This is a genomic window from Bacillus sp. V26 (assembly GCF_034296245.1).
Taxonomy (GTDB): Bacteria; Bacillota; Bacilli; order Bacillales; family Bacillaceae; genus Bacillus; species Bacillus halotolerans.
This window is the reverse complement of sequence record NZ_JAXKQF010000003.1, coordinates 121,149-139,974: the sequence shown is the minus strand read 5'-3', so window position 1 is coordinate 139,974 and position 18,826 is coordinate 121,149. Positions and strand designations below refer to the sequence as shown.

General features: G+C 41.8%; 23 protein-coding genes. All 23 read left to right on the top strand.

The features are described from left to right. Positions 1 to 51: 51 nt before the first annotated feature. The 23 genes from UJ203_RS11515 to cccB all read left to right on the top strand — a co-directional run bounded on the left by UJ203_RS11515 (position 52) and on the right by cccB (position 18,742). Positions 52 to 897 (top strand): DegV family protein, encoded by an 846-nt coding sequence (locus tag UJ203_RS11515; protein ID WP_322010906.1) that lies wholly within the window; start codon positions 52 to 54, stop codon positions 895 to 897. A 105-nt stretch (positions 898 to 1,002) separates the two neighbouring features. Further along, entirely contained in the window at positions 1,003 to 2,397 is a 1,395-nt protein-coding gene (comFA, locus tag UJ203_RS11510) for an ATP-dependent helicase ComFA (RefSeq protein ID WP_322010904.1), read from the top strand. A 56-nt stretch (positions 2,398 to 2,453) separates the two neighbouring features. Further along, a complete protein-coding gene (locus UJ203_RS11505; protein WP_322010902.1) occupies positions 2,454 to 2,750 on the top strand; it encodes a late competence development ComFB family protein in 297 nt (98 codons plus the stop codon). Then, positions 2,714 to 3,436: a double zinc ribbon domain-containing protein gene (locus tag UJ203_RS11500; RefSeq protein WP_142396176.1), complete on the top strand. Its 723-nt coding sequence runs from the start codon at positions 2,714 to 2,716 to the stop codon at positions 3,434 to 3,436. The genes UJ203_RS11505 and UJ203_RS11500 overlap by 37 nt, the downstream gene beginning before the upstream one ends. A gap of 73 nt (positions 3,437 to 3,509) precedes the next feature. Beyond that, positions 3,510 to 3,929 (top strand): TIGR03826 family flagellar region protein, encoded by a 420-nt coding sequence (locus UJ203_RS11495; RefSeq protein WP_024123026.1) that lies wholly within the window; start codon positions 3,510 to 3,512, stop codon positions 3,927 to 3,929. A gap of 79 nt (positions 3,930 to 4,008) precedes the next feature. Further along, positions 4,009 to 4,275, top strand: coding sequence for a flagellar biosynthesis anti-sigma factor FlgM (gene flgM, locus UJ203_RS11490; RefSeq protein WP_101859867.1), 267 nt, complete (start codon positions 4,009 to 4,011; stop codon positions 4,273 to 4,275). A gap of 14 nt (positions 4,276 to 4,289) precedes the next feature. After that, the gene (gene flgN, locus UJ203_RS11485) at positions 4,290 to 4,772 is read left to right on the top strand and encodes a flagellar protein FlgN (protein ID WP_322010878.1); all 483 of its coding nucleotides are present in this window, start codon (positions 4,290 to 4,292) and stop codon (positions 4,770 to 4,772) included. 18 nt (positions 4,773 to 4,790) lie between these two features. Continuing rightward, complete coding sequence (gene flgK, locus UJ203_RS11480; RefSeq protein ID WP_322010876.1) at positions 4,791 to 6,314, top strand: flagellar hook-associated protein FlgK; 1,524 nt, start codon at positions 4,791 to 4,793, stop codon at positions 6,312 to 6,314. Between the two features lie 9 nt (positions 6,315 to 6,323). After that, entirely contained in the window at positions 6,324 to 7,220 is an 897-nt protein-coding gene (gene flgL / locus UJ203_RS11475; protein ID WP_095712912.1) for a flagellar hook-associated protein FlgL, read from the top strand. 46 nt (positions 7,221 to 7,266) lie between these two features. After that, entirely contained in the window at positions 7,267 to 7,842 is a 576-nt protein-coding gene (locus tag UJ203_RS11470; RefSeq protein WP_322010871.1) for a DUF6470 family protein, read from the top strand. A 20-nt stretch (positions 7,843 to 7,862) separates the two neighbouring features. Further along, positions 7,863 to 8,294 (top strand): flagellar assembly protein FliW, encoded by a 432-nt coding sequence (gene fliW, locus UJ203_RS11465; RefSeq protein ID WP_322010869.1) that lies wholly within the window; start codon positions 7,863 to 7,865, stop codon positions 8,292 to 8,294. Then, positions 8,288 to 8,512, top strand: a complete 225-nt coding sequence (csrA, locus tag UJ203_RS11460; RefSeq protein WP_010332059.1) for a carbon storage regulator CsrA — start codon at positions 8,288 to 8,290, stop codon at positions 8,510 to 8,512. The genes fliW and csrA overlap by 7 nt, the downstream gene beginning before the upstream one ends. A 147-nt stretch (positions 8,513 to 8,659) precedes the next feature. Then, positions 8,660 to 9,493: a flagellin Hag gene (gene hag / locus UJ203_RS11455; protein ID WP_322010866.1), complete on the top strand. Its 834-nt coding sequence runs from the start codon at positions 8,660 to 8,662 to the stop codon at positions 9,491 to 9,493. Between the two features lie 228 nt (positions 9,494 to 9,721). Then, complete coding sequence (flaG, locus tag UJ203_RS11450) at positions 9,722 to 10,051, top strand: flagellar protein FlaG (RefSeq protein WP_105990893.1); 330 nt, start codon at positions 9,722 to 9,724, stop codon at positions 10,049 to 10,051. Positions 10,052 to 10,068: 17 nt separating this feature from the next. Further along, on the top strand, positions 10,069 to 11,565 hold the full coding sequence (locus UJ203_RS11445; protein ID WP_322010863.1) for a flagellar hook-associated protein 2: 1,497 nt from the start codon (positions 10,069 to 10,071) through the stop codon (positions 11,563 to 11,565). A 21-nt stretch (positions 11,566 to 11,586) separates the two neighbouring features. Further along, entirely contained in the window at positions 11,587 to 11,988 is a 402-nt protein-coding gene (gene fliS / locus UJ203_RS11440; protein ID WP_305935015.1) for a flagellar export chaperone FliS, read from the top strand. Beyond that, on the top strand, positions 11,985 to 12,326 hold the full coding sequence (locus UJ203_RS11435) for a flagellar protein FliT (RefSeq protein WP_024123014.1): 342 nt from the start codon (positions 11,985 to 11,987) through the stop codon (positions 12,324 to 12,326). Before fliS ends, UJ203_RS11435 begins: the two co-directional genes overlap by 4 nt. 9 nt (positions 12,327 to 12,335) lie before the next feature. Continuing rightward, the gene (locus tag UJ203_RS11430; protein WP_024123013.1) at positions 12,336 to 12,713 is read left to right on the top strand and encodes a hypothetical protein; all 378 of its coding nucleotides are present in this window, start codon (positions 12,336 to 12,338) and stop codon (positions 12,711 to 12,713) included. A 191-nt stretch (positions 12,714 to 12,904) separates the two neighbouring features. Further along, the gene (gene hpf / locus UJ203_RS11425; RefSeq protein ID WP_044159437.1) at positions 12,905 to 13,474 is read left to right on the top strand and encodes a ribosome hibernation promotion factor; all 570 of its coding nucleotides are present in this window, start codon (positions 12,905 to 12,907) and stop codon (positions 13,472 to 13,474) included. A gap of 168 nt (positions 13,475 to 13,642) precedes the next feature. Beyond that, on the top strand, positions 13,643 to 16,168 hold the full coding sequence (gene secA / locus UJ203_RS11420; protein WP_213418032.1) for a preprotein translocase subunit SecA: 2,526 nt from the start codon (positions 13,643 to 13,645) through the stop codon (positions 16,166 to 16,168). Positions 16,169 to 16,236: 68 nt separating this feature from the next. Further along, positions 16,237 to 17,338 (top strand): peptide chain release factor 2 gene (gene prfB / locus UJ203_RS11415; RefSeq protein ID WP_099043490.1). Its coding sequence is split into 2 segments (ribosomal slippage): positions 16,237 to 16,308 and positions 16,310 to 17,338, totalling 1,101 coding nucleotides; the frame shifts between segments, so codons are not numbered across the junction. Positions 17,339 to 17,509: 171 nt separating this feature from the next. Beyond that, complete coding sequence (locus UJ203_RS11410; RefSeq protein ID WP_024123009.1) at positions 17,510 to 18,355, top strand: YitT family protein; 846 nt, start codon at positions 17,510 to 17,512, stop codon at positions 18,353 to 18,355. A gap of 48 nt (positions 18,356 to 18,403) precedes the next feature. Continuing rightward, entirely contained in the window at positions 18,404 to 18,742 is a 339-nt protein-coding gene (gene cccB, locus UJ203_RS11405; RefSeq protein ID WP_322010854.1) for a cytochrome c551, read from the top strand. Positions 18,743 to 18,826: the final 84 nt, after the last annotated feature.

Here is an 18,826-nt window from a genome sequence, read left to right as displayed (position 1 = left end):
TCTGTTTCCCTTACAATAGAGTCATAAAGTGATAAGGCAGGTAACGAAGCTATGAATATTGCAGTAGTAACAGATAGTACGGCATATATTCCAAAAGAAATGCGTGAACAAAATCATATACACATGATTCCTCTCCAGGTTGTTTTTGGGGATGAAACATATCATGAAGAAACAGAAATGGACTGGAAAAGCTTTTACCAAGAAGTGAAAAAGCATACAGAGCTTCCATCCACTTCTCAGCCTGCGATCGGCGAGCTGGTTGCTTTGTATGAAGAGCTCGGCAAGACATATGATGCGGTGATCAGTATTCATCTTTCTAGCGGAATTAGCGGGACGTTCAGCAGTGCAGCTGCAGCGAATACAATGGTCGATAATATTGAAGTATACCCGTTTGACTCAGAGATCAGCTGTCTGGTTCAAGGTTTTTATGCTCTGAAAGCAGCTGAATTGATCAGAATTGGAGCGTCATCGCCGGAAGATATTATAAAAGAACTGGAAGAAATGAAAAAAACCGTTCGGGCATATTTTATGGTGGATGATTTAACACATCTTCAGCGAGGCGGACGATTAAGCAGTGCTCAAGCCTTTATTGGGAGTCTTCTCAAGGTAAAGCCTATTCTGCATTTTGACAATAAGGTAATTGTGCCTTTTGAGAAGATCCGCACACGCAAAAAAGCAATTTCGCGGATTTACGAGCTTTTAGATGAAGACGCGAGTAAGGGCATGCCGATGAAAGCTGCCGTTATTCACGCTAATCGAGCAGAAGAAGCATCGAGTATTATTGAAGAGCTCTCTGCAAAATATCCGCATGTTGAATTTTATAACAGCTACTTTGGTGCGGTTATAGGCACTCATCTTGGTGAAGGTGCAATAGGAATCTGCTGGTGTTTTAAATAAAGATGAAATCTCCGTTTTAGAAGCGGAGATTTTTTTATATTCTCTTTTTAGCTGTTAGACAGAATATTTTCATTCCGGCATAATATCTCGCAAGGAGGCCGTACTATGCAGACTAAGACATCAGAAACGAACAGCCTATTCTCTATAGAACTGCAGCAGCAGCTTCAGGGCCGTCATCTGCTTAGAACAGAAATCCCATTTTCTGACGAGATCATTGATTGGCATATCGAGCATGGTTATATATCTGCCGAGGAGTCTATATCAAAAAATAAATGGGGGTATAGATGCAATAGATGCGGTCAAAATGATCAACAGTATTTTTCTTCGTATCATTCATCAGGAGAAGATAAAGTATACTGCCACTCTTGTGTCATGATGGGCAGAGTGAGTGAGGATATTTCTTTATATTCCTGGTGCAAGGAGGCAGAGGCGAACTGGAAGCCTATAAAACTGACTTGGGATGGAAAGCTTTCAATCGGACAGCGAAAGGCCGCTGACGTCTTAATTGAAGCAATTTCGAAGCAAGAAGAGCTCCTTATTTGGGCTATTTGCGGCGCAGGTAAAACTGAATTATTATTCCCGGGTATAGAATCGGCATTAAATCTAAGACTGCGTGTTTGTATTGCAACCCCGCGCACCGATGTTGTATTAGAGCTTGCTCCGAGACTGAAGGCTGCATTTAAGGATGCTGATATTTCAGCTCTATACGGAGGAAGTGATGACAAAGGGCGTTTATCTCCGCTTATGATTTCCACAACTCATCAACTTTTGCGCTATAAAGACGCATTCGACGTCATGATCGTTGATGAAGTGGATGCTTTTCCATATTCCGCTGATCAAACTCTTCAATTCGCTGTTCAAAAAGCGAGAAAGAAAAACAGCACTCTTGTTTATCTAAGCGCAACACCTCCTAAAGAATTAAAAAGAAAAACGTATAAAGGTGAGTTAAAATCCGTTCGCATACCGGCCAGATACCATCGGAAGCCATTGCCTGAACCGCGCTTTCAGTGGTGCGGAAACTGGAAAAAGAAATTAACCCGAAACAAAATCCCAAATGCGGTAAAAAGATGGATAGAACAGCATGTGAAAGAAGGAAGGCCCGTTTTTTTATTTGTTCCTTCCATTTCTGTTCTGGTAAAAGCTGCTTCCTGTTTTAAAAACATGAATTATCGAACAGCGGCTGTACATGCGGAAGATAAGCTCAGAAAAGAAAAAGTGCAGCAATTTCGAGACGGTCAGTTTGATCTGTTAATCACAACAACAATATTAGAAAGAGGTGTCACAGTTCCTATGGTCCAAACAGGCATCTTAGGGGCAGAATCGCCCATCTTTACGGAAAGCGCGCTTGTGCAAATCGCGGGAAGGACAGGGCGGCATAAAGAACATGCAGACGGCGATGTCATTTATTTTCACTTCGGAAAAACAAAGAGTATGATAGAGGCTAGAAAACATATAAAAATAATGAATGAATTGGCTTTAAAAAATAAATTGATAGACTAGTTAATATTTAAAAACATGATACAGTATACTCATATAACTAATGAGGAGCTGTAAAAATGCTTGTCAATTCAAAAGAAATCATGATGCAAGAACTTCTTGACCGATATATGGGTCAGCTTCATATGACCTGCACTTGCCAAGTATGCAAAAATGATGTACTTGCACTTTCTTTAAACCAAGTAAGACCAGCTTACGTCACTGATTTAAAAAAGATTGCATATACGAAAGCTGAGCTGGTAGATAAACAGAAAAACACGGCTATGCTTGTGATTTTGGCTGAATCAGCTGCTGTGGTATCGGAGAATCCGAGTGATCAATGCGAAACGAGACAGGAGGAGGCTCTAAAAAACTGATCTGTCTATTATGTGATTCACAATTTTCTCAAGCTGTTTCATGGTGCTCACTATTCTTATTAAAACCTGACGACAGGGTCTGTCAGTCCTGCAGAAACAAATTACAGATCATCAAAGGGGCCATCTGTCCGCTTTGCGGCAGGCCTCAAACCGCTCATGAAGTGTGCGCGGATTGCGAGGCATGGAAATCAAGAATAGATGACGGCTTAAGGCTCAGTCAAAACCGTTCTGTTTACTTATATAATGACATGATGAAAGAAACGCTCGCCCGAATGAAATTCAGGGGAGATGCAGCGATAATAAGCGCTTTTAAAAATGACTTTTCCTCAGAATTCTCTGCTGTCTATCCAGATAAACGCCTTGTGCTCGTTCCCATTCCGTTAAGCGAAGAACGGAAAGTTGAACGCGGCTTTAACCAGTCACAAATGCTTGCTGAATGCTTAAACCGGCCCATCCTCAATCCTCTCATCCGCCTGAATAATGAAAAGCAGTCTAAGAAAAAGAAAACGGAGCGCCTGCTTTCAGAGCATGTTTTTGAAACAAAAAACAGCTCGGTTGAGGGTATGGATATCGTTTTAATCGACGATCTTTATACTACGGGCGCCACTTTGCACTATGCTGCCCGCTGTTTATTGGAGAAAGGCGAAGCTGGTTCTGTGTCATCTTTTACCTTAGTGAGAAGCTAAATGATTCAATTTTTGTGCCGATATAATGTCTAGAAATTACTGCAGGCATATTAATGAATAAGGAGTAAACATGATGGGTGAACTGGCGAATTGTCCGAAATGCAATGCTTTATTTTTAAAAACAAAGCTGCAAACCGTGTGTCAGGCGTGTATTAAGGAAGAAGAAAAATCATTTGAGACTGTGTATAAATTTTTAAGGAAACAGGAAAACAGGCAATCAACACTGAGCCGCATAACTGAGGAAACAGGTGTGGAGGAAGAGCTGATTTTAAAATTCATCAGGCAAAAGCGAATCCAAATCACTCATCTGCCGAATTTGGCATACCCTTGTGAAAGGTGCGGGACATCGATTAGGGAAGGCAAGTTCTGCAAGGCTTGCCAGTCCGATATAAAGGATCAAATAGATCATCTGAACCAAGAATCCGCATTGAAAACAGAACGGGAAAATAGTAAAAAAGACACATACTATGCCTATAATACCAAAAACAGCTGATTCCCTAAACTAACTGAAAACGCAGTCGATAAAAGGGTTAGATTGTTTAAAGACTGCAACGGAAAGCGAGAGGAATCCTATGAAAATCAATCAATTTGGAACACAATCCGTTAATCCATACCAAAAAAATTACGAAAAGCAAGCAGTGCAAAAAAATGCTGCACAGCCTAAAGATAAAATCGAAATTTCATCGCAGGCTAAAGAGCTGCAAAATGCATCCGACGCAGTCACTGGTTCACGCCAGGAAAAAATCGCGCAGCTAAAAGCGCAAATTGAAAACGGGTCATACAAAATAGACACAAATCATATAGCAAAAAATATAATTAATTTTTATAAAAAGCAGTAAAAAAGGAGAAAGCCATGTCAGCAAAGCCAATTATCGAACAATTGAAGCGACTTTGCGTTCTGCATGAGCATTTGCTCAAGCTGTCTGAGGAAAAAACGGAAGCGCTCAAAGCCGGCAAAACAAAAGAGCTTTCTAACATTTTGACAAAGGAACAAAAGTATATTCAAGCTATCGGGCAGACAGAAGATGACCGGATCAAAGCGGCTTCCGCCTTTCTCGGATTCAGCGAAAATAACACCATTTCTGCTTGTATCGCCAAAACTTCAGGCAGTGAAAAGGAAGAGCTTGAACTTTTGTTCGAATCTCTTACTAAAGTTCTCGGGCGTCTAAAAGAAGTGAATAAGCTGAATAGACAGCTGACAAGAGATGCGCTGCAATTCATCTCTATTTCGTACGATATGCTGGTTCCTAAGGATAATAACTTTAATTACAGCAAACAGATTAAAGCTGAGCTTCCGAAGAACAGCCGAATGAAACTATTCGATTCGAAAGCTTAGCAGAAAGGAATTCAGAATATGACATCTACTTTTATGGGGCTTGAAACTGCAAGGCGGGCGTTAAGCGCCCAGCAGGCAGCGTTAAGCACGACTGCAAATAACGTGGCAAATGCCAACACTGACGGTTATACAAGACAGCGAGTCTCGCTGGAGGCAACTGACTACTTCCCTGCTGTATCAAAAAACGCAGAAAAAACCGCGGGGCAAATGGGAACGGGCGTTCAAGGGAAGTCAGTTGAGAGAATAAGAGATATCTTTCTAGACTACCAATACCGCCTCCAAAACAGCAGTTCTGGATATTATGATACGAAGGCTAAAGCCTTGTCCCAAATGGAAGGAATTATGAATGAGACTGGTGGCAGCGGATTAAACAGCGTGCTAAATTCATTTTGGAATTCTCTGCAAGAACTATCCAATAATGCAAATGAGGACAGTGCGCGTTCTGTTGTCTCTCAAAAAGGACAGGCTGTTGCTGATACGTTTAATCATATTTCTGAGTCCCTTACAAAAGTTCAATCGAATTTAAAAGCAGAACTAGATACTAGTGTACTAGATGTTAATTCACTGCTATCTCAATTAAACAGTCTCAATAAGCAAATTGCACAGGTAGAACCAGTCGGTCTGCTTCCGAATGGTTTATACGATCAACGTGATTTGCTGATTGATAAATTATCTTCAATTGTTGATGTCAAAGTGAGCTACAACAAATCAGGCGGGAATGCGCTTGCTTCTTCGGAAGGAACTGTATCGATCGAAATCCTGGATAAAAATAAACAGTCGCTGGGAACTGTTCTGGACGGAAAAAATTATGAGGTTTCAGAGCTGAAAGCTAACTATGATAATGAAACGGGCTTAGTGACAAGTATTTCAATTGGAGACACTGCTGTTCAAGCTGAGTCGTTCAGCAGCAATGGATCACTGTTAGGATTTATACAGTCTTATGGATATGTCACGGCAGACGGCAAAGAAAAGGGCATATATCCGGAGATGCTTTCTGATCTTGATCATATGGCGCTCGAATTTGCAAAAGCTTTCAATAAAGTACACCGACATGGTCTGACAGAGAGCGGTGAACAAGGCGGGGACTTTTTTGATTTTACCGGAGGTGAAACTGAGCCGGCAAAAGGCGCAGCAGGTAAGATTAAAGTCACTGACAGCATAATAGATTCAAAAGGCGCGAATATCGCTTTCTCACTTACTGGAGCAGCAAACGATAATTCAAACGCAACGAATTTAGCAAATGTGTTAACCGGGGACATCACTATTAACGGAAAAGAAACGAGTGTGCTAGATTATTATGCTGGTCTCATTGGCGAGTTGGGGATCAAAGCTCAAGAGGCGAATCGGCTGGCATCTAATACAGAAACACAGCTGAATGATGCAGACATAAACCGTCAGCAAATGAGCGCTGTTTCTTTAGATGAAGAAATGACCAATATGATTCAATTCCAACACGCATACAATGCTGCCGCAAGAATGGTAACGTTACAAGACGAAATCCTTGATAAAGTAATTAATGGCATGGGTGTCGGGGGAAGGTAGGTAGATCAAATGAGAGTAACACAAGGGATGATACAGCAAAACTCATTGAGATATATCGGTTCAAGCTACTCAAAGCTGGATAAACTTCAATCACAGATTTCTTCCGGAAAAAAAATCTCAAAAGCTTCCGATGATCCAGTAGTAGCTATGAAAAGCTTAAAGTACAATACGCAATTATCTCAAGTTCAGCAATACCAAAGTAATGCTTCTCAAGCCTTTACTTGGCTTGAAAACACAGAAACAAACATTACTGAAGGAATTGACATTATGTCAAAGGTCAGAGAGTTAGCTGTTCAAGCTAAGAATGACACAAATGGTGGAGCAGAATTGCAAGCTATTGGTGTAGAAGTAAAACAATTAAAAGAACAGCTCTTAAATATTGCTAATACACAAGTGAACGGCAGATATATCTTCAATGGCACTAATTCAGATACTCCTCCAGTTAAAGACAACGGTGACGGAACTTATACGATTTCTGATACGGCTGACGTTATTGTCAATATATCGGATAATATGTCATTAAAGGTAAACTCAGATCCGAAGGCAGCCTTTGGCGGTACTTCTGGAAGCGGACAAAATGTGTTTGAAATGCTAAATTCATTTGAGACAGCACTTAATTCAGGCTCTTTGGACGATGTGGACAGCGTTTTAGATGATATTGATCAATTTTCTGACGGTATGAGTGCAGAACGATCTGATATTGGAGCGAGATATAATCGTCTTGAACTGATTAATACAAGACTTTCAGCTCAAGAAGAAACAGCTACAAAAGTGTTGTCAGACAATGAAGACGTAGAACTGGAAGAAATAATAACTGAATTTATTGCGCAGCAAAGCGTGCACAGGGCTACTCTGGCTGTAAATGCGCAAATTGTTCAGCCTACATTGATCGACTTTTTAAAGTAAGCGGCTCTCAGGAGTTCGCTTTTTTTATAGTTTAGGAGGTAGAGTGATGCAAATTCCCAGATTGATTATGCATAGTGTTCAAGGGAAAATTGGTTTAACAACGACGCCTGCCAGCTTAAAAATGGAGCAGCCGCAAGCCGACTTGGAAATTGAACAGCCAAGCGCGGAAATGGAAATATCGGTGACCCCGGGAAAACTCACGATTGACCAGACGCAAGCATGGGAAGAATTAGACAGAAAGCATATATCCAAAAGAATCGAAGAAGCTGCCCAACAAGGGCATGAGGATGTAATGGAGGGGATAGCCCGTACCGCAGAAGAAGGAGACGAGCTTATGAGAATTGAAAATATGGGGAACCCAATCGCTTCACAAGCAAAGAGGAACTCTGAGATGCACCAAATTCAACTAGGCGAACATTATGCTCCTTCTCTTTCAAGGGTGAAAATACAATATACCCCGTCACAGCTTGATATTCAGATTACGCCGCGAAAGCCTGTTATTCAGGCTGAACCGCATAAACCAATTGTTGAATATACGCCTGGAAATGTTGAGATTGACATGCTCCAATACCCTGATTTAAATATAGAGGTAGAAAACCTAAAAGAATCACTCGAAAAGTAAAAAGAAAAGGATCGTGAACAATGATCATTCATACTAAATACCATGGCCAAATGAATGTAAAAGAAGAACAAATCATTCTTTTTGAAAACGGGATTCCGGGCTTTTTAGAAGAAAAACAGTTCGTCATTCTTCCGCTTTCAGAAGACTCTCCATTAGTGGCGCTGCAGTCCGTCACTTCAGAGAATCTTGCGTTCATCGTTGTAAGTCCGTTTATCTTTTTTAAGAATTATGAATTTGACCTTGATGAATCAACTGCTGAACTTTTGGATATCGATAATATTGAAGACGTAGAAGTGATGACATTATTGACCATGGCAGAGCCATTCGAAAAAACTACTGCTAATTTATTGGCTCCTATTATTGTGAATCGCAAGAACATGCTGGCTAAGCAAGTCGTTTTACACGACTCCCCATATACGACAAAGCATCCGATTGGAGGAGAATCATGCTAGTTTTATCGCGGAAAATAAACGAAGCGATTCAAATAGGTGCTGATATTGAAGTGAAAGTGATTGCGGTTGAGGGTGACCAAGTGAAAATTGGAATTGAAGCCCCAAAGCATATTGATATTCACAGGAAAGAAATTTACTTGACCATTCAGGAAGAAAATAACCGTGCGGCAGCGTTATCCAGCGATGTGATCTCCGCATTATCCTCACAAAAAAAGTGAGGATTTTTTTTTATTTTTGTATTAACAAAATCAGAGACAATCCGATATTAATGATGTAGCCGGGAGGAGACGCAAACACTCCGCCAGTTACAAAAAAACAAGGCACAAGGACGTGCCTTAATAACATATTCAGGGAGGAACAAAACAATGAGAATTAACCACAATATCGCAGCACTTAACACACTAAACCGTTTGTCTTCAAACAACGGTGCTAGCCAAAAGAACATGGAGAAGCTTTCTTCTGGTCTTCGTATCAACCGTGCAGGAGATGACGCTGCAGGTCTTGCGATCTCTGAAAAAATGAGAGGACAAATCAGAGGTCTTGAAATGGCTTCTAAAAACTCTCAAGACGGAATCTCTCTTATCCAAACAGCTGAGGGTGCATTGACTGAAACTCACTCTATTCTTCAACGTGTTCGTGAGTTAACTGTTCAAGCGGGTAACACTGGTACTCAAGATGCAACGACAGACCTTGTAGCAATTCAAGATGAAATTGATAACCTTCTTGATGAGGTAGATGGAATTTCTCAACGTACAGCTTTTAACGGTAAAAACCTTCTTGATGGTACGCAAACGGATGGATTCACTTTCCAAATTGGTGCTAACAAAACTCAACAATTAACTGTTAACATTGGTGATATGAGTACTACAGGTCTTGCCATTGCAAAAGCAGATTACAAGGTAACAGCAGCTACAGCAGCTAACACAGATGCACTTTTAGATAAAGTTGATGCTGCAATTAATACTGTATCTTCTGAGCGTGGTAAACTTGGTGCGGTACAAAACCGTCTAGAGCACACAATCAACAACCTTGGTGCTTCTTCTGAAAACCTAACAGCTGCTGAGTCTCGTATCCGTGACGTTGACATGGCTAAAGAAATGAGCGAGTTCACAAAGAACAACATTCTTTCTCAAGCTTCTCAAGCTATGCTTGCTCAAGCGAACCAACAGCCTCAAAACGTACTTCAATTGTTACGTTAATTTTGAAAAAGACCTTGGCGTTTGCCGGGGTCTTTTTTTATATTCCTAACTCCACATCTTCCCCCTGGCTATCTATAACTCGTGATATAATAAGGGATTCTCCACTAACCTATAAAAGTATTTCCAAACAAGAATTCTAAAACAGATGAGTTTTTTTCCATAAATATGTGTAATCTTATCTCGACTTAGTCGATATAAACGATAGATTGGGACATAGGGGATGATCAATTGAACATTGAAAGACTCACTACGTTACAACCTGTTTGGGATCGTTATGATACTCAAATACATAATCAGAGAGATCATGAGAGTGAGGTTCCTGTTCATCAAGTTTCATATACCAATCTTGCTGAAATGGTAGGGGAAATGAACAAGCTTTTGGAACCTTCGCAAGTTCACCTGAAGTTTGAGCTCCATGAGAAGTTAAATGAATACTATGTAAAAGTAATAGAGGACTCTACAAATGAAGTCATCCGCGAAATTCCGCCGAAACGGTGGCTTGATTTTTATGCGGCTATGACTGAATTTCTTGGGTTATTTGTAGATGAAAAAAAGTAGATGAGGAGTGGTTTGAAATGGTCACGAGAATAACAGGTCTTGCGTCAGGAATGGATATAGATGATATCGTATCAAAGCTGATGCAAACAGAAAGAGCGCCGCTTGATAAGCTGACCCAAAAAAAACAGACGCTAGAATGGCAGCGTGACAGCTATCGTGAAGTCAACTCAAAAATAAAAGAATTACAAGATTATATGTCTAAAAATACGTTGACATATCCGAGCACGTATCAGAGCAAAACTGTGACCAGCTCCAATGAGTCTGTGTTAACTGCTACAGGAAGCGCAAGTGCGCCAAATTCGTCTTCTACTGTTGAAGTAGCGAGTTTGGCAACTGCAGCAACGTATAAGGCAAATAATTATACGGGATACACACAAGGCGATTATAATTTGGCATTTAACGTTGTAGCACCTGGTGAGACAACGGCAAAAACAGTGAACATCAGTGTGACGAGCGCCGATACCATTGATAATGTGATTTCTAAACTTAACAGCTCAGATCTAGGAGTATCAGCATTTAAAGATAAAATATGGAACGGTACAGAGTATGTAGAAACGATTGCGTTTTCTTCTAAAGCAACAGGTGCAGGAGGCAGCATACAGGCAGCAGACTCTGCTACATCCGACTTTATGTCCGGTCAGCTTGGTTTTTCTTTAGACGCTGAAAATAAGCTCACTGCTTACAAAGAAGGAACAAATGCAAAGGTCACAATTAATGGCTTTGAAATGGAGAAGCTGACAAACAACTTTACGGTTAACGGCGTTACCTACTCGATCAAAAATACAACTGCAGCCACAGGCCCTGTTACCACATCTGTTTCTAATGATGTTGACGGGATTTATAACCAAATTAAAGAGTTTGTAGATAAATACAATGAATTAGTTGACAGCCTGAATGAAAAGCTTCAGGAAGAAAAATACAGAGACTATACTCCGCTGACGAGTGAACAAAAAGAAGCAATGTCTGATAAAGAGGTAGAACTCTGGGAGAAGAAGGCAAAAAGCGGTTTGCTGAGAAATGATTCCAGCATCAGCACCGGCACGAACCAAATGCGCACTGATTTTTATACTCAAGTTAATGCAGATGGGAAAACCTATCAATTAACTGAATTTGGCATCACAACCTCAAGTACTTATCAATTGCGGGGCCATTTAGAGATTAATGAAGACAAACTGAAAGCAAAAATACAAGAAGATCCACAAAGTGTTGCCGCCTTATTTACAAACGGAACGAACAGCAGTGCCTATAGTGATAAAGGGATTATGAAACGTATCGGTGACACACTGAAAAGTACAGTGAAAAGCATTGAAGCAAAAGCCGGCAATTCAACAATGGGAGCAAGCGACTATTCAATTGGGAAGAATTTGCGTTCCATCAGTACTGAAATCACCGATATGCAGGACCGATTGAACACAGTAGAAAACCGTTATTATAAAAAATTCAGTGCAATGGATTCTGCGATTCAAAAAATGAACGAACAAGCGTCCTATTTATCACAGCTTCTTGTACAATAAATGTAATTTGGAGGATGACACATGGCAATCCAAAATCCTTATACAGCCTATCAGCAAAATTCAGTGAACACTGCTACACCCGGTGAGCTGACACTTATGCTGTATAATGGCTGTTTGAAATTTATAAGACTTGCATCTCAGGCCATTGAGAATGATGATATGGAACGTAAAAATGAAAATCTGATTAAAGCGCAAAATATCATTCAGGAATTAAATTTTACACTTAACCGCAACATAGAGCTTTCTGCTTCCATGGGTGCGATGTACGATTATATGTATCGAAGATTGGTACAGGCAAATATCAAAAATGATACGAGCATGCTGGCTGAGGTAGAGGGCTATGTAAAAGATTTTCGCGATGCTTGGAAACAAGCCATGCAAAGTGAACGAAAGGACCGGCACGGATCAGGCGGGATCGCATGAAAAACATAGATCAACTATACACTGAGACGGAGAGTATGCTGTCACACATACAAAATACACCGGAAAGCGATGAACTTTTAAAGCAAATTGAAGACTTTGTGTCTAAACGGTCTGAACTTATTCAGGGGATATCTCTGCCGCTTTCAGAAGAAGAGCGAAAGCAGATGAAGCTTGTCTTGACATGGGATCAGCTTATTGTGAAGGAAATGGAAAGACTGAAGCAGTCAATCGCAGCAGAACTTCAGCAGGTGAAAAGAAAACGTGCGATGCATACGACGTATTTAAATCCTTATAACAACATCACGATTGACGGCAGATATTATGACAAGCGTAAATAGGTGAGTGCCTTGAAGAGCATTGAGGATTATACGCTTTTATCAGCTTATTATCATCTTCTTTTTACCATTGAGGAAGGGCTGTGCTATTTGATAGAGGCGGAACAGAATTTATCAAAAACAGAAGGGGATCGGATCTACCAAGATCTGATCCAAGCCTTTTTTTATTTGGATTCAACCCATTCAACTCTTCTTTTCGTGATGAACACACGGTGCGCAGAAGTATGCGTTAAGGCCTTTGACGAGATTTTTGCAGAATTTGATCAATTGGTTTCTTTCTCATTCCCCTCTCATGAATTCTGCGAGTATTTAAAAGGACATTTTCTGATTCACTATAGGAAATGGATGCTGTCCATTCATCGATGTATGGAGCCCTTTGTGATTAATTGACTTTGTGTAAGGCATTTTTTCTTATTGCCAGCATATACATATACCTCCCGTAACCATAGGAACATCAGCATAAAACGGCATAATTCGACAAAGTTCACTGAATTTTCACAAAAGGTTTACGTTTCAGCAGGAATTGTAAAGGGTAAAGGAGAAATAGATACATATCCTTAATAAAAGGGAGGCGTTCTTTGATGAACTATAACATCAGAGGAGAAAATATTGAAGTGACACCCGCGTTAAAGGATCATGTCGAGAAGAAGATCGGCAAGCTGGAGCGTTATTTTGAGCATAGTGTAAATGCCGATGTGAACGTCAACTTGAAGTTTTACAATGACAAGGAGTCCAAGGTTGAGGTTACGATTCCGATGACAGATCTGGCGCTTCGGTCTGAAGTGCATAACGAGGATATGTACAATGCAATTGATCTCGCTACAAACAAGCTGGAACGTCAAATCCGTAAGCATAAAACAAAGGTAAACCGCAAATTCCGTGAGCAGGGTCTTCCGAAATCTTCAGTGGCAAACGGCCTCGGCTCTGATACAGATATTGCGGTTCAGGACGAAATAGAAGAAGATGAAAGCTTAGAAATCGTCCGTCAGAAGCGCTTTAATTTAAAGCCGATGGATAATGAAGAAGCGATCTTACAAATGAATATGCTCGGCCATAACTTCTTTGTTTTCACAAATGCGGAAACAAACCTTACAAACGTCGTGTACCGCAGAAATGACGGGAAATATGGCCTGATTGAACCGACTGAATAATGAAGAGCAGCCTTCCGTGATTTTCGCGGAAGGTTTTTGTTTTTTCTTATTTGCAAATTCTTTGGAAATAAGAGAAGGTATGATATGATAATGAGAGGTATACATGGACTAGTAAATTATTGATACATGCTTGTCAAACAGGCATGTGATGATAGAGGAGCGTTATAAATGCTTGGAATTTTAAATAAAATGTTTGATCCAACAAAACGTACGCTGAATAGATACGAAAAAATAGCTAACGATATTGATGCGATTCGGGGAGACTATGAAAATCTCTCGGATGATGCGCTGAAACATAAAACAATTGAATTTAAAGAGCGCCTTGAAAAAGGGGCGACAACTGATGATCTACTTGTTGAAGCATTCGCAGTGGTTCGGGAAGCTTCTCGCCGCGTAACCGGCATGTTCCCGTTTAAAGTCCAGCTTATGGGGGGCGTGGCTCTTCATGACGGAAATATCGCGGAGATGAAAACAGGGGAAGGTAAAACATTAACGTCTACTCTGCCTGTTTATTTAAATGCCTTATCTGGAAAAGGCGTGCACGTCGTGACAGTCAATGAATACTTGGCGAGCCGTGACGCAGAGCAAATGGGGAAAATTTTCGAGTTTCTCGGCTTAACTGTCGGACTGAATTTGAACTCAATGTCGAAAGATGAAAAAAGGGAAGCTTATGCGGCTGACATCACTTATTCTACAAACAACGAGCTCGGCTTCGACTATTTGCGAGACAACATGGTTCTTTATAAAGAGCAAATGGTGCAGCGTCCGCTTCATTTTGCGGTAATTGATGAAGTCGACTCTATTTTGATTGATGAAGCGAGAACACCGCTTATCATTTCAGGACAAGCTGCAAAATCGACAAAACTGTACGTACAGGCAAATGCTTTTGTACGAACGTTAAAAGCAGAAAAAGACTATACGTATGATGTGAAAACAAAAGGTGTACAGCTCACAGAAGAAGGAATGACAAAGGCTGAAAAAGCGTTCGGCATCGACAACCTGTTTGATGTGAAAAATGTGGCGCTCAACCACCATATCAACCAGTCCTTAAAAGCGCACGTTGCCATGCAGAAGGACGTTGATTACGTAGTAGAAGACGGTCAGGTTGTTATCGTTGACTCTTTCACGGGTCGTTTAATGAAAGGCCGCCGCTACAGCGAAGGGCTTCACCAGGCGATCGAAGCGAAGGAAGGGCTTGAAATTCAAAATGAGAGCATGACCTTGGCGACGATTACGTTCCAAAACTACTTCCGGATGTATGAAAAGCTGGCCGGTATGACGGGTACGGCTAAAACAGAGGAAGAGGAATTCCGCAACATCTACAACATGCAGGTTGTGACGATTCCGACAAACCAGCCGGTTGTTCGTGATGACCGTCCTGATTTAATTTACCGTTCAATGGAAGGAAAGTTTAAGGCCGTTGCTGAAGATGTTGCCCAGCGATATATGACAGGACAGCCCGTTCTTGTCGGTACAGTTGCAGTTGAAACGTCTGAATTGATTTCAAAGCTTCTCAAAAACAAGGGTATCCCGCATCAGGTATTAAACGCCAAAAACCATGAGCGAGAAGCGCAAATCATTGAAGAGGCCGGTCAGAAGGGCGCTGTGACGATTGCGACAAACATGGCGGGGCGCGGAACAGACATTAAGCTTGGCGAAGGAGTAAAAGAGCTTGGCGGACTAGCCGTTGTCGGAACGGAACGCCATGAATCACGCCGGATTGACAATCAGCTGCGAGGACGTTCAGGACGTCAGGGTGATCCGGGGATCACACAATTTTATCTTTCTATGGAAGATGAATTGATGCGAAGATTTGGTGCTGAGCGGACAATGGCAATGCTTGACCGCTTTGGTATGGATGACTCCACTCCGATTCAAAGCAAAATGGTATCCCGTGCGGTTGAATCATCTCAAAAACGCGTTGAAGGAAATAACTTCGATTCACGTAAACAGCTTCTTCAATATGATGATGTTCTTCGCCAGCAGCGTGAGGTTATCTATAAGCAGCGTTTCGAAGTCATCGACTCTGAAAACCTGCGTGAAATCGTAGAAAATATGATCAAATCTTCTCTCGAGCGGGCAATTGCGGCCTATACACCAAGAGAAGAGCTTCCTGAGGAGTGGAAGCTTGACGGTCTTGTTGAGCTTGTTAACACGACTTACCTTGACGAAGGCGCGCTTGAAAAGAGCGACATCTTCGGCAAAGAGCCGGATGAAATGCTTGAGCTCATTATGGATCGCATCAAGACCAAATATAATGACAAAGAGGAAAAATTCGGCGAAGAACAAATGCGCGAATTTGAGAAAGTCATCGTGCTTCGCGCCGTCGATTCAAAATGGATGGATCATATCGACGCAATGGATCAGCTTCGCCAAGGGATTCACCTTCGTGCTTACGCGCAAACAAATCCGCTGCGTGAGTATCAAATGGAAGGCTTTGCGATGTTTGAGCATATGATTGAATCCATCGAGGACGAGGTTGCCAAATTTGTGATGAAGGCTGAGATTGAAAATAATCTGGAGCGTGAAGAGGTTGTACAAGGCCAAACCACGGCTCATCAGCCGCAAGAAGGCGATGAAAACAAAAAAGCAAAGAAAGCGCCGGTTCGTAAAGTGGTTGACATCGGCCGAAATGCGCCATGCCACTGCGGAAGCGGAAAAAAATATAAAAATTGCTGCGGCCGGACTGAATAGTTCGTTCGGGCAAGTTTGCTGACCGCGGCGCCTTGAGCGCCCGCGGATCTTTTAATGAGGTGAATGGAATGGAATTATCAGAAATCAGAGTTGAGCTCGAAAATATGGCTTCTCGTTTAGCGGACTTTAGGGGGTCTCTTTGACCTCGAATCAAAGGAGACCCGCATTGCTGAGCTAGATGAGCAAATGGCTGATCCGGAATTCTGGAATGATCAGCAGAAAGCTCAAACGGTCATCAATGAAGCAAATGGTTTAAAGGATTATGTCAATTCCTATAAAAAATTGAATGAATCCCATGAAGAACTGCAAATGACTCATGACCTTCTGAAAGAAGAGCCGGATCAAGATCTTCAGCTTGAGCTTGAAAAAGAGCTAAAGGCTTTAACGAAGGAGTTCAATGAGTTTGAGCTTCAGCTTCTTCTCAGTGAGCCGTATGATAAAAACAACGCAATTTTGGAGCTGCATCCGGGTGCGGGCGGTACTGAGTCACAGGATTGGGGCTCTATGCTTCTCAGAATGTACACCAGATGGGCTGAGCGCCGCGGCTTTAAAGTGGAAACGCTCGATTACCTTCCTGGTGATGAAGCCGGTATTAAGTCAGTCACATTACTGATTAAAGGGCACAACGCTTATGGATATATCAAGGCGGAAAAAGGCGTCCATCGTCTCGTGCGGATTTCTCCGTTTGACTCATCAGGCCGCCGCCACACTTCATTCGTATCTTGTGAAGTTATGCCTGAATTCAACGATGAGATCGATATTGATATCCGTACGGAGGATATTAAAGTTGATACGTACCGTGCAAGCGGAGCAGGCGGACAGCACGTCAACACGACAGACTCAGCTGTTCGGATTACCCACTTGCCGACAAACGTGGTTGTGACATGTCAAACAGAACGTTCACAAATTAAAAACCGTGAAAGAGCGATGAAAATGCTGAAGGCAAAGCTGTATCAGCGCAGAATTGAAGAACAGCAGGCCGAGCTGGATGAAATTCGCGGTGAGCAAAAAGAGATCGGCTGGGGAAGCCAAATCCGCTCTTACGTATTCCATCCGTATTCCATGGTAAAAGACCATCGGACCAATACAGAAATGGGTAATGTTCAAGCCGTAATGGACGGAGATATTGACGTATTTATTGACGCATACCTTCGTTCTAAACTTTCATAAGCAGGAAACACACCTGGCATCTACAGGTGTGTTTTTTTATTGGCTGCATATCCTTGCTTTCACTGCTGCTTTAGCATATTACCACTGTGTTTGGGTGTTATTTACATCTAAACGGGGAAGGATTAAAATGCTATCGGAGAGCATAGGAAGAAACGGAGGAAGGTTGTAATGATGGATGTACGGAATAAAAGTCTTCGGGTTATAAGGGATTATGTATACATACTGATAGGGGCAGCAATTACAGCAGTGTCCTTTAATGTCTTTCTGCTTCCTAACAAAATAGCCGCAGGCGGTGTCAGCGGGATCAGTACCATTTTACAGTCATATGGTTTTGAAGCGGCCTATGTGCAGTGGATCATTAATATTCCCTTATTTATAGCCGGTATCATTTTGCTTGGCGGTAAATTTGGACTCAAGACACTCGCGGGTTCTGTCTTTTTGCCGCTTGTTGTGTTTTTGACGAGAGACATTCAGCCTGCTACACATCATGAGCTTCTGGCGGCAATTTTTGGCGGAGTCGGCATCGGGATTGGAATCGGCATTGTGTACTTAGGCAAAGGATCAACCGGGGGAACGGCATTAGCGGCTCAAATCATTCATAAGTACACAGGTCTCTCATTAGGGACCTGTCTCGCGATCATTGACGGTTTAATTGTTGTTACGGCGATGATCGTATTTAATATAGAGCAGGGACTGTATGCCATGCTTGGGGTGTATGTATCAAGCAAAACCATTGATGTCGTCCAAGTCGGCTTCAACCGCTCTAAAATGGCGCTTATCATTACAAAACAGGAACAGGCCGTGAAGGAAGCTGTTTTTAAAAAAATTGACAGAGGCGTTACGAAAATTTCTGCAGTCGGCGGATATACTGACGATGAACGACCGATTTTAATGTGCGTGGTTGGCCAAACTGAATTCACGAAATTGAAACAAATCGTCAAACAGATTGATGAGACTGCTTTTGTGATTGTAGCAGATGCAAGCGAGGTGCTGGGCGAGGGTTTCAAACGCGCTTAAACGAGGTTATAATATGGAAGAGATCGTAAAGGAGTTGTGCTTCTCAACATGAAATCAAAACTATCGATACTAATGCTTGTATTTGCCATTTCTGCCCTGCTGGCTGCCTGCGGTTCTAACGATGCAAAAGAAGAGAAGACAGACAACGGCAGCAAAACAGAAGCCTCTGCGTCTGAAGGGGAAGAATTATATCAGCAGAGCTGTGTAGGCTGCCACGGCAAGGATTTAGAAGGTGTGTCAGGACCTAATCTCCAAGAGGTTGGGGGCAAATACGACGAAGAAAAAATTGAAAGCATTATTAAAAACGGACGGGGCAATATGCCGAAGGGGCTTGTAGATGATAAGGAAGCCGCTTCAATTGCCAAATGGCTGTCAGAGAAAAGGTAAGATGAGAAAATCTTTGCCGCGATTCGGGCAAGGATTTTTTTATGCCGAAATCATGATGAATGAAAAGAAACTGTAATAGTATTA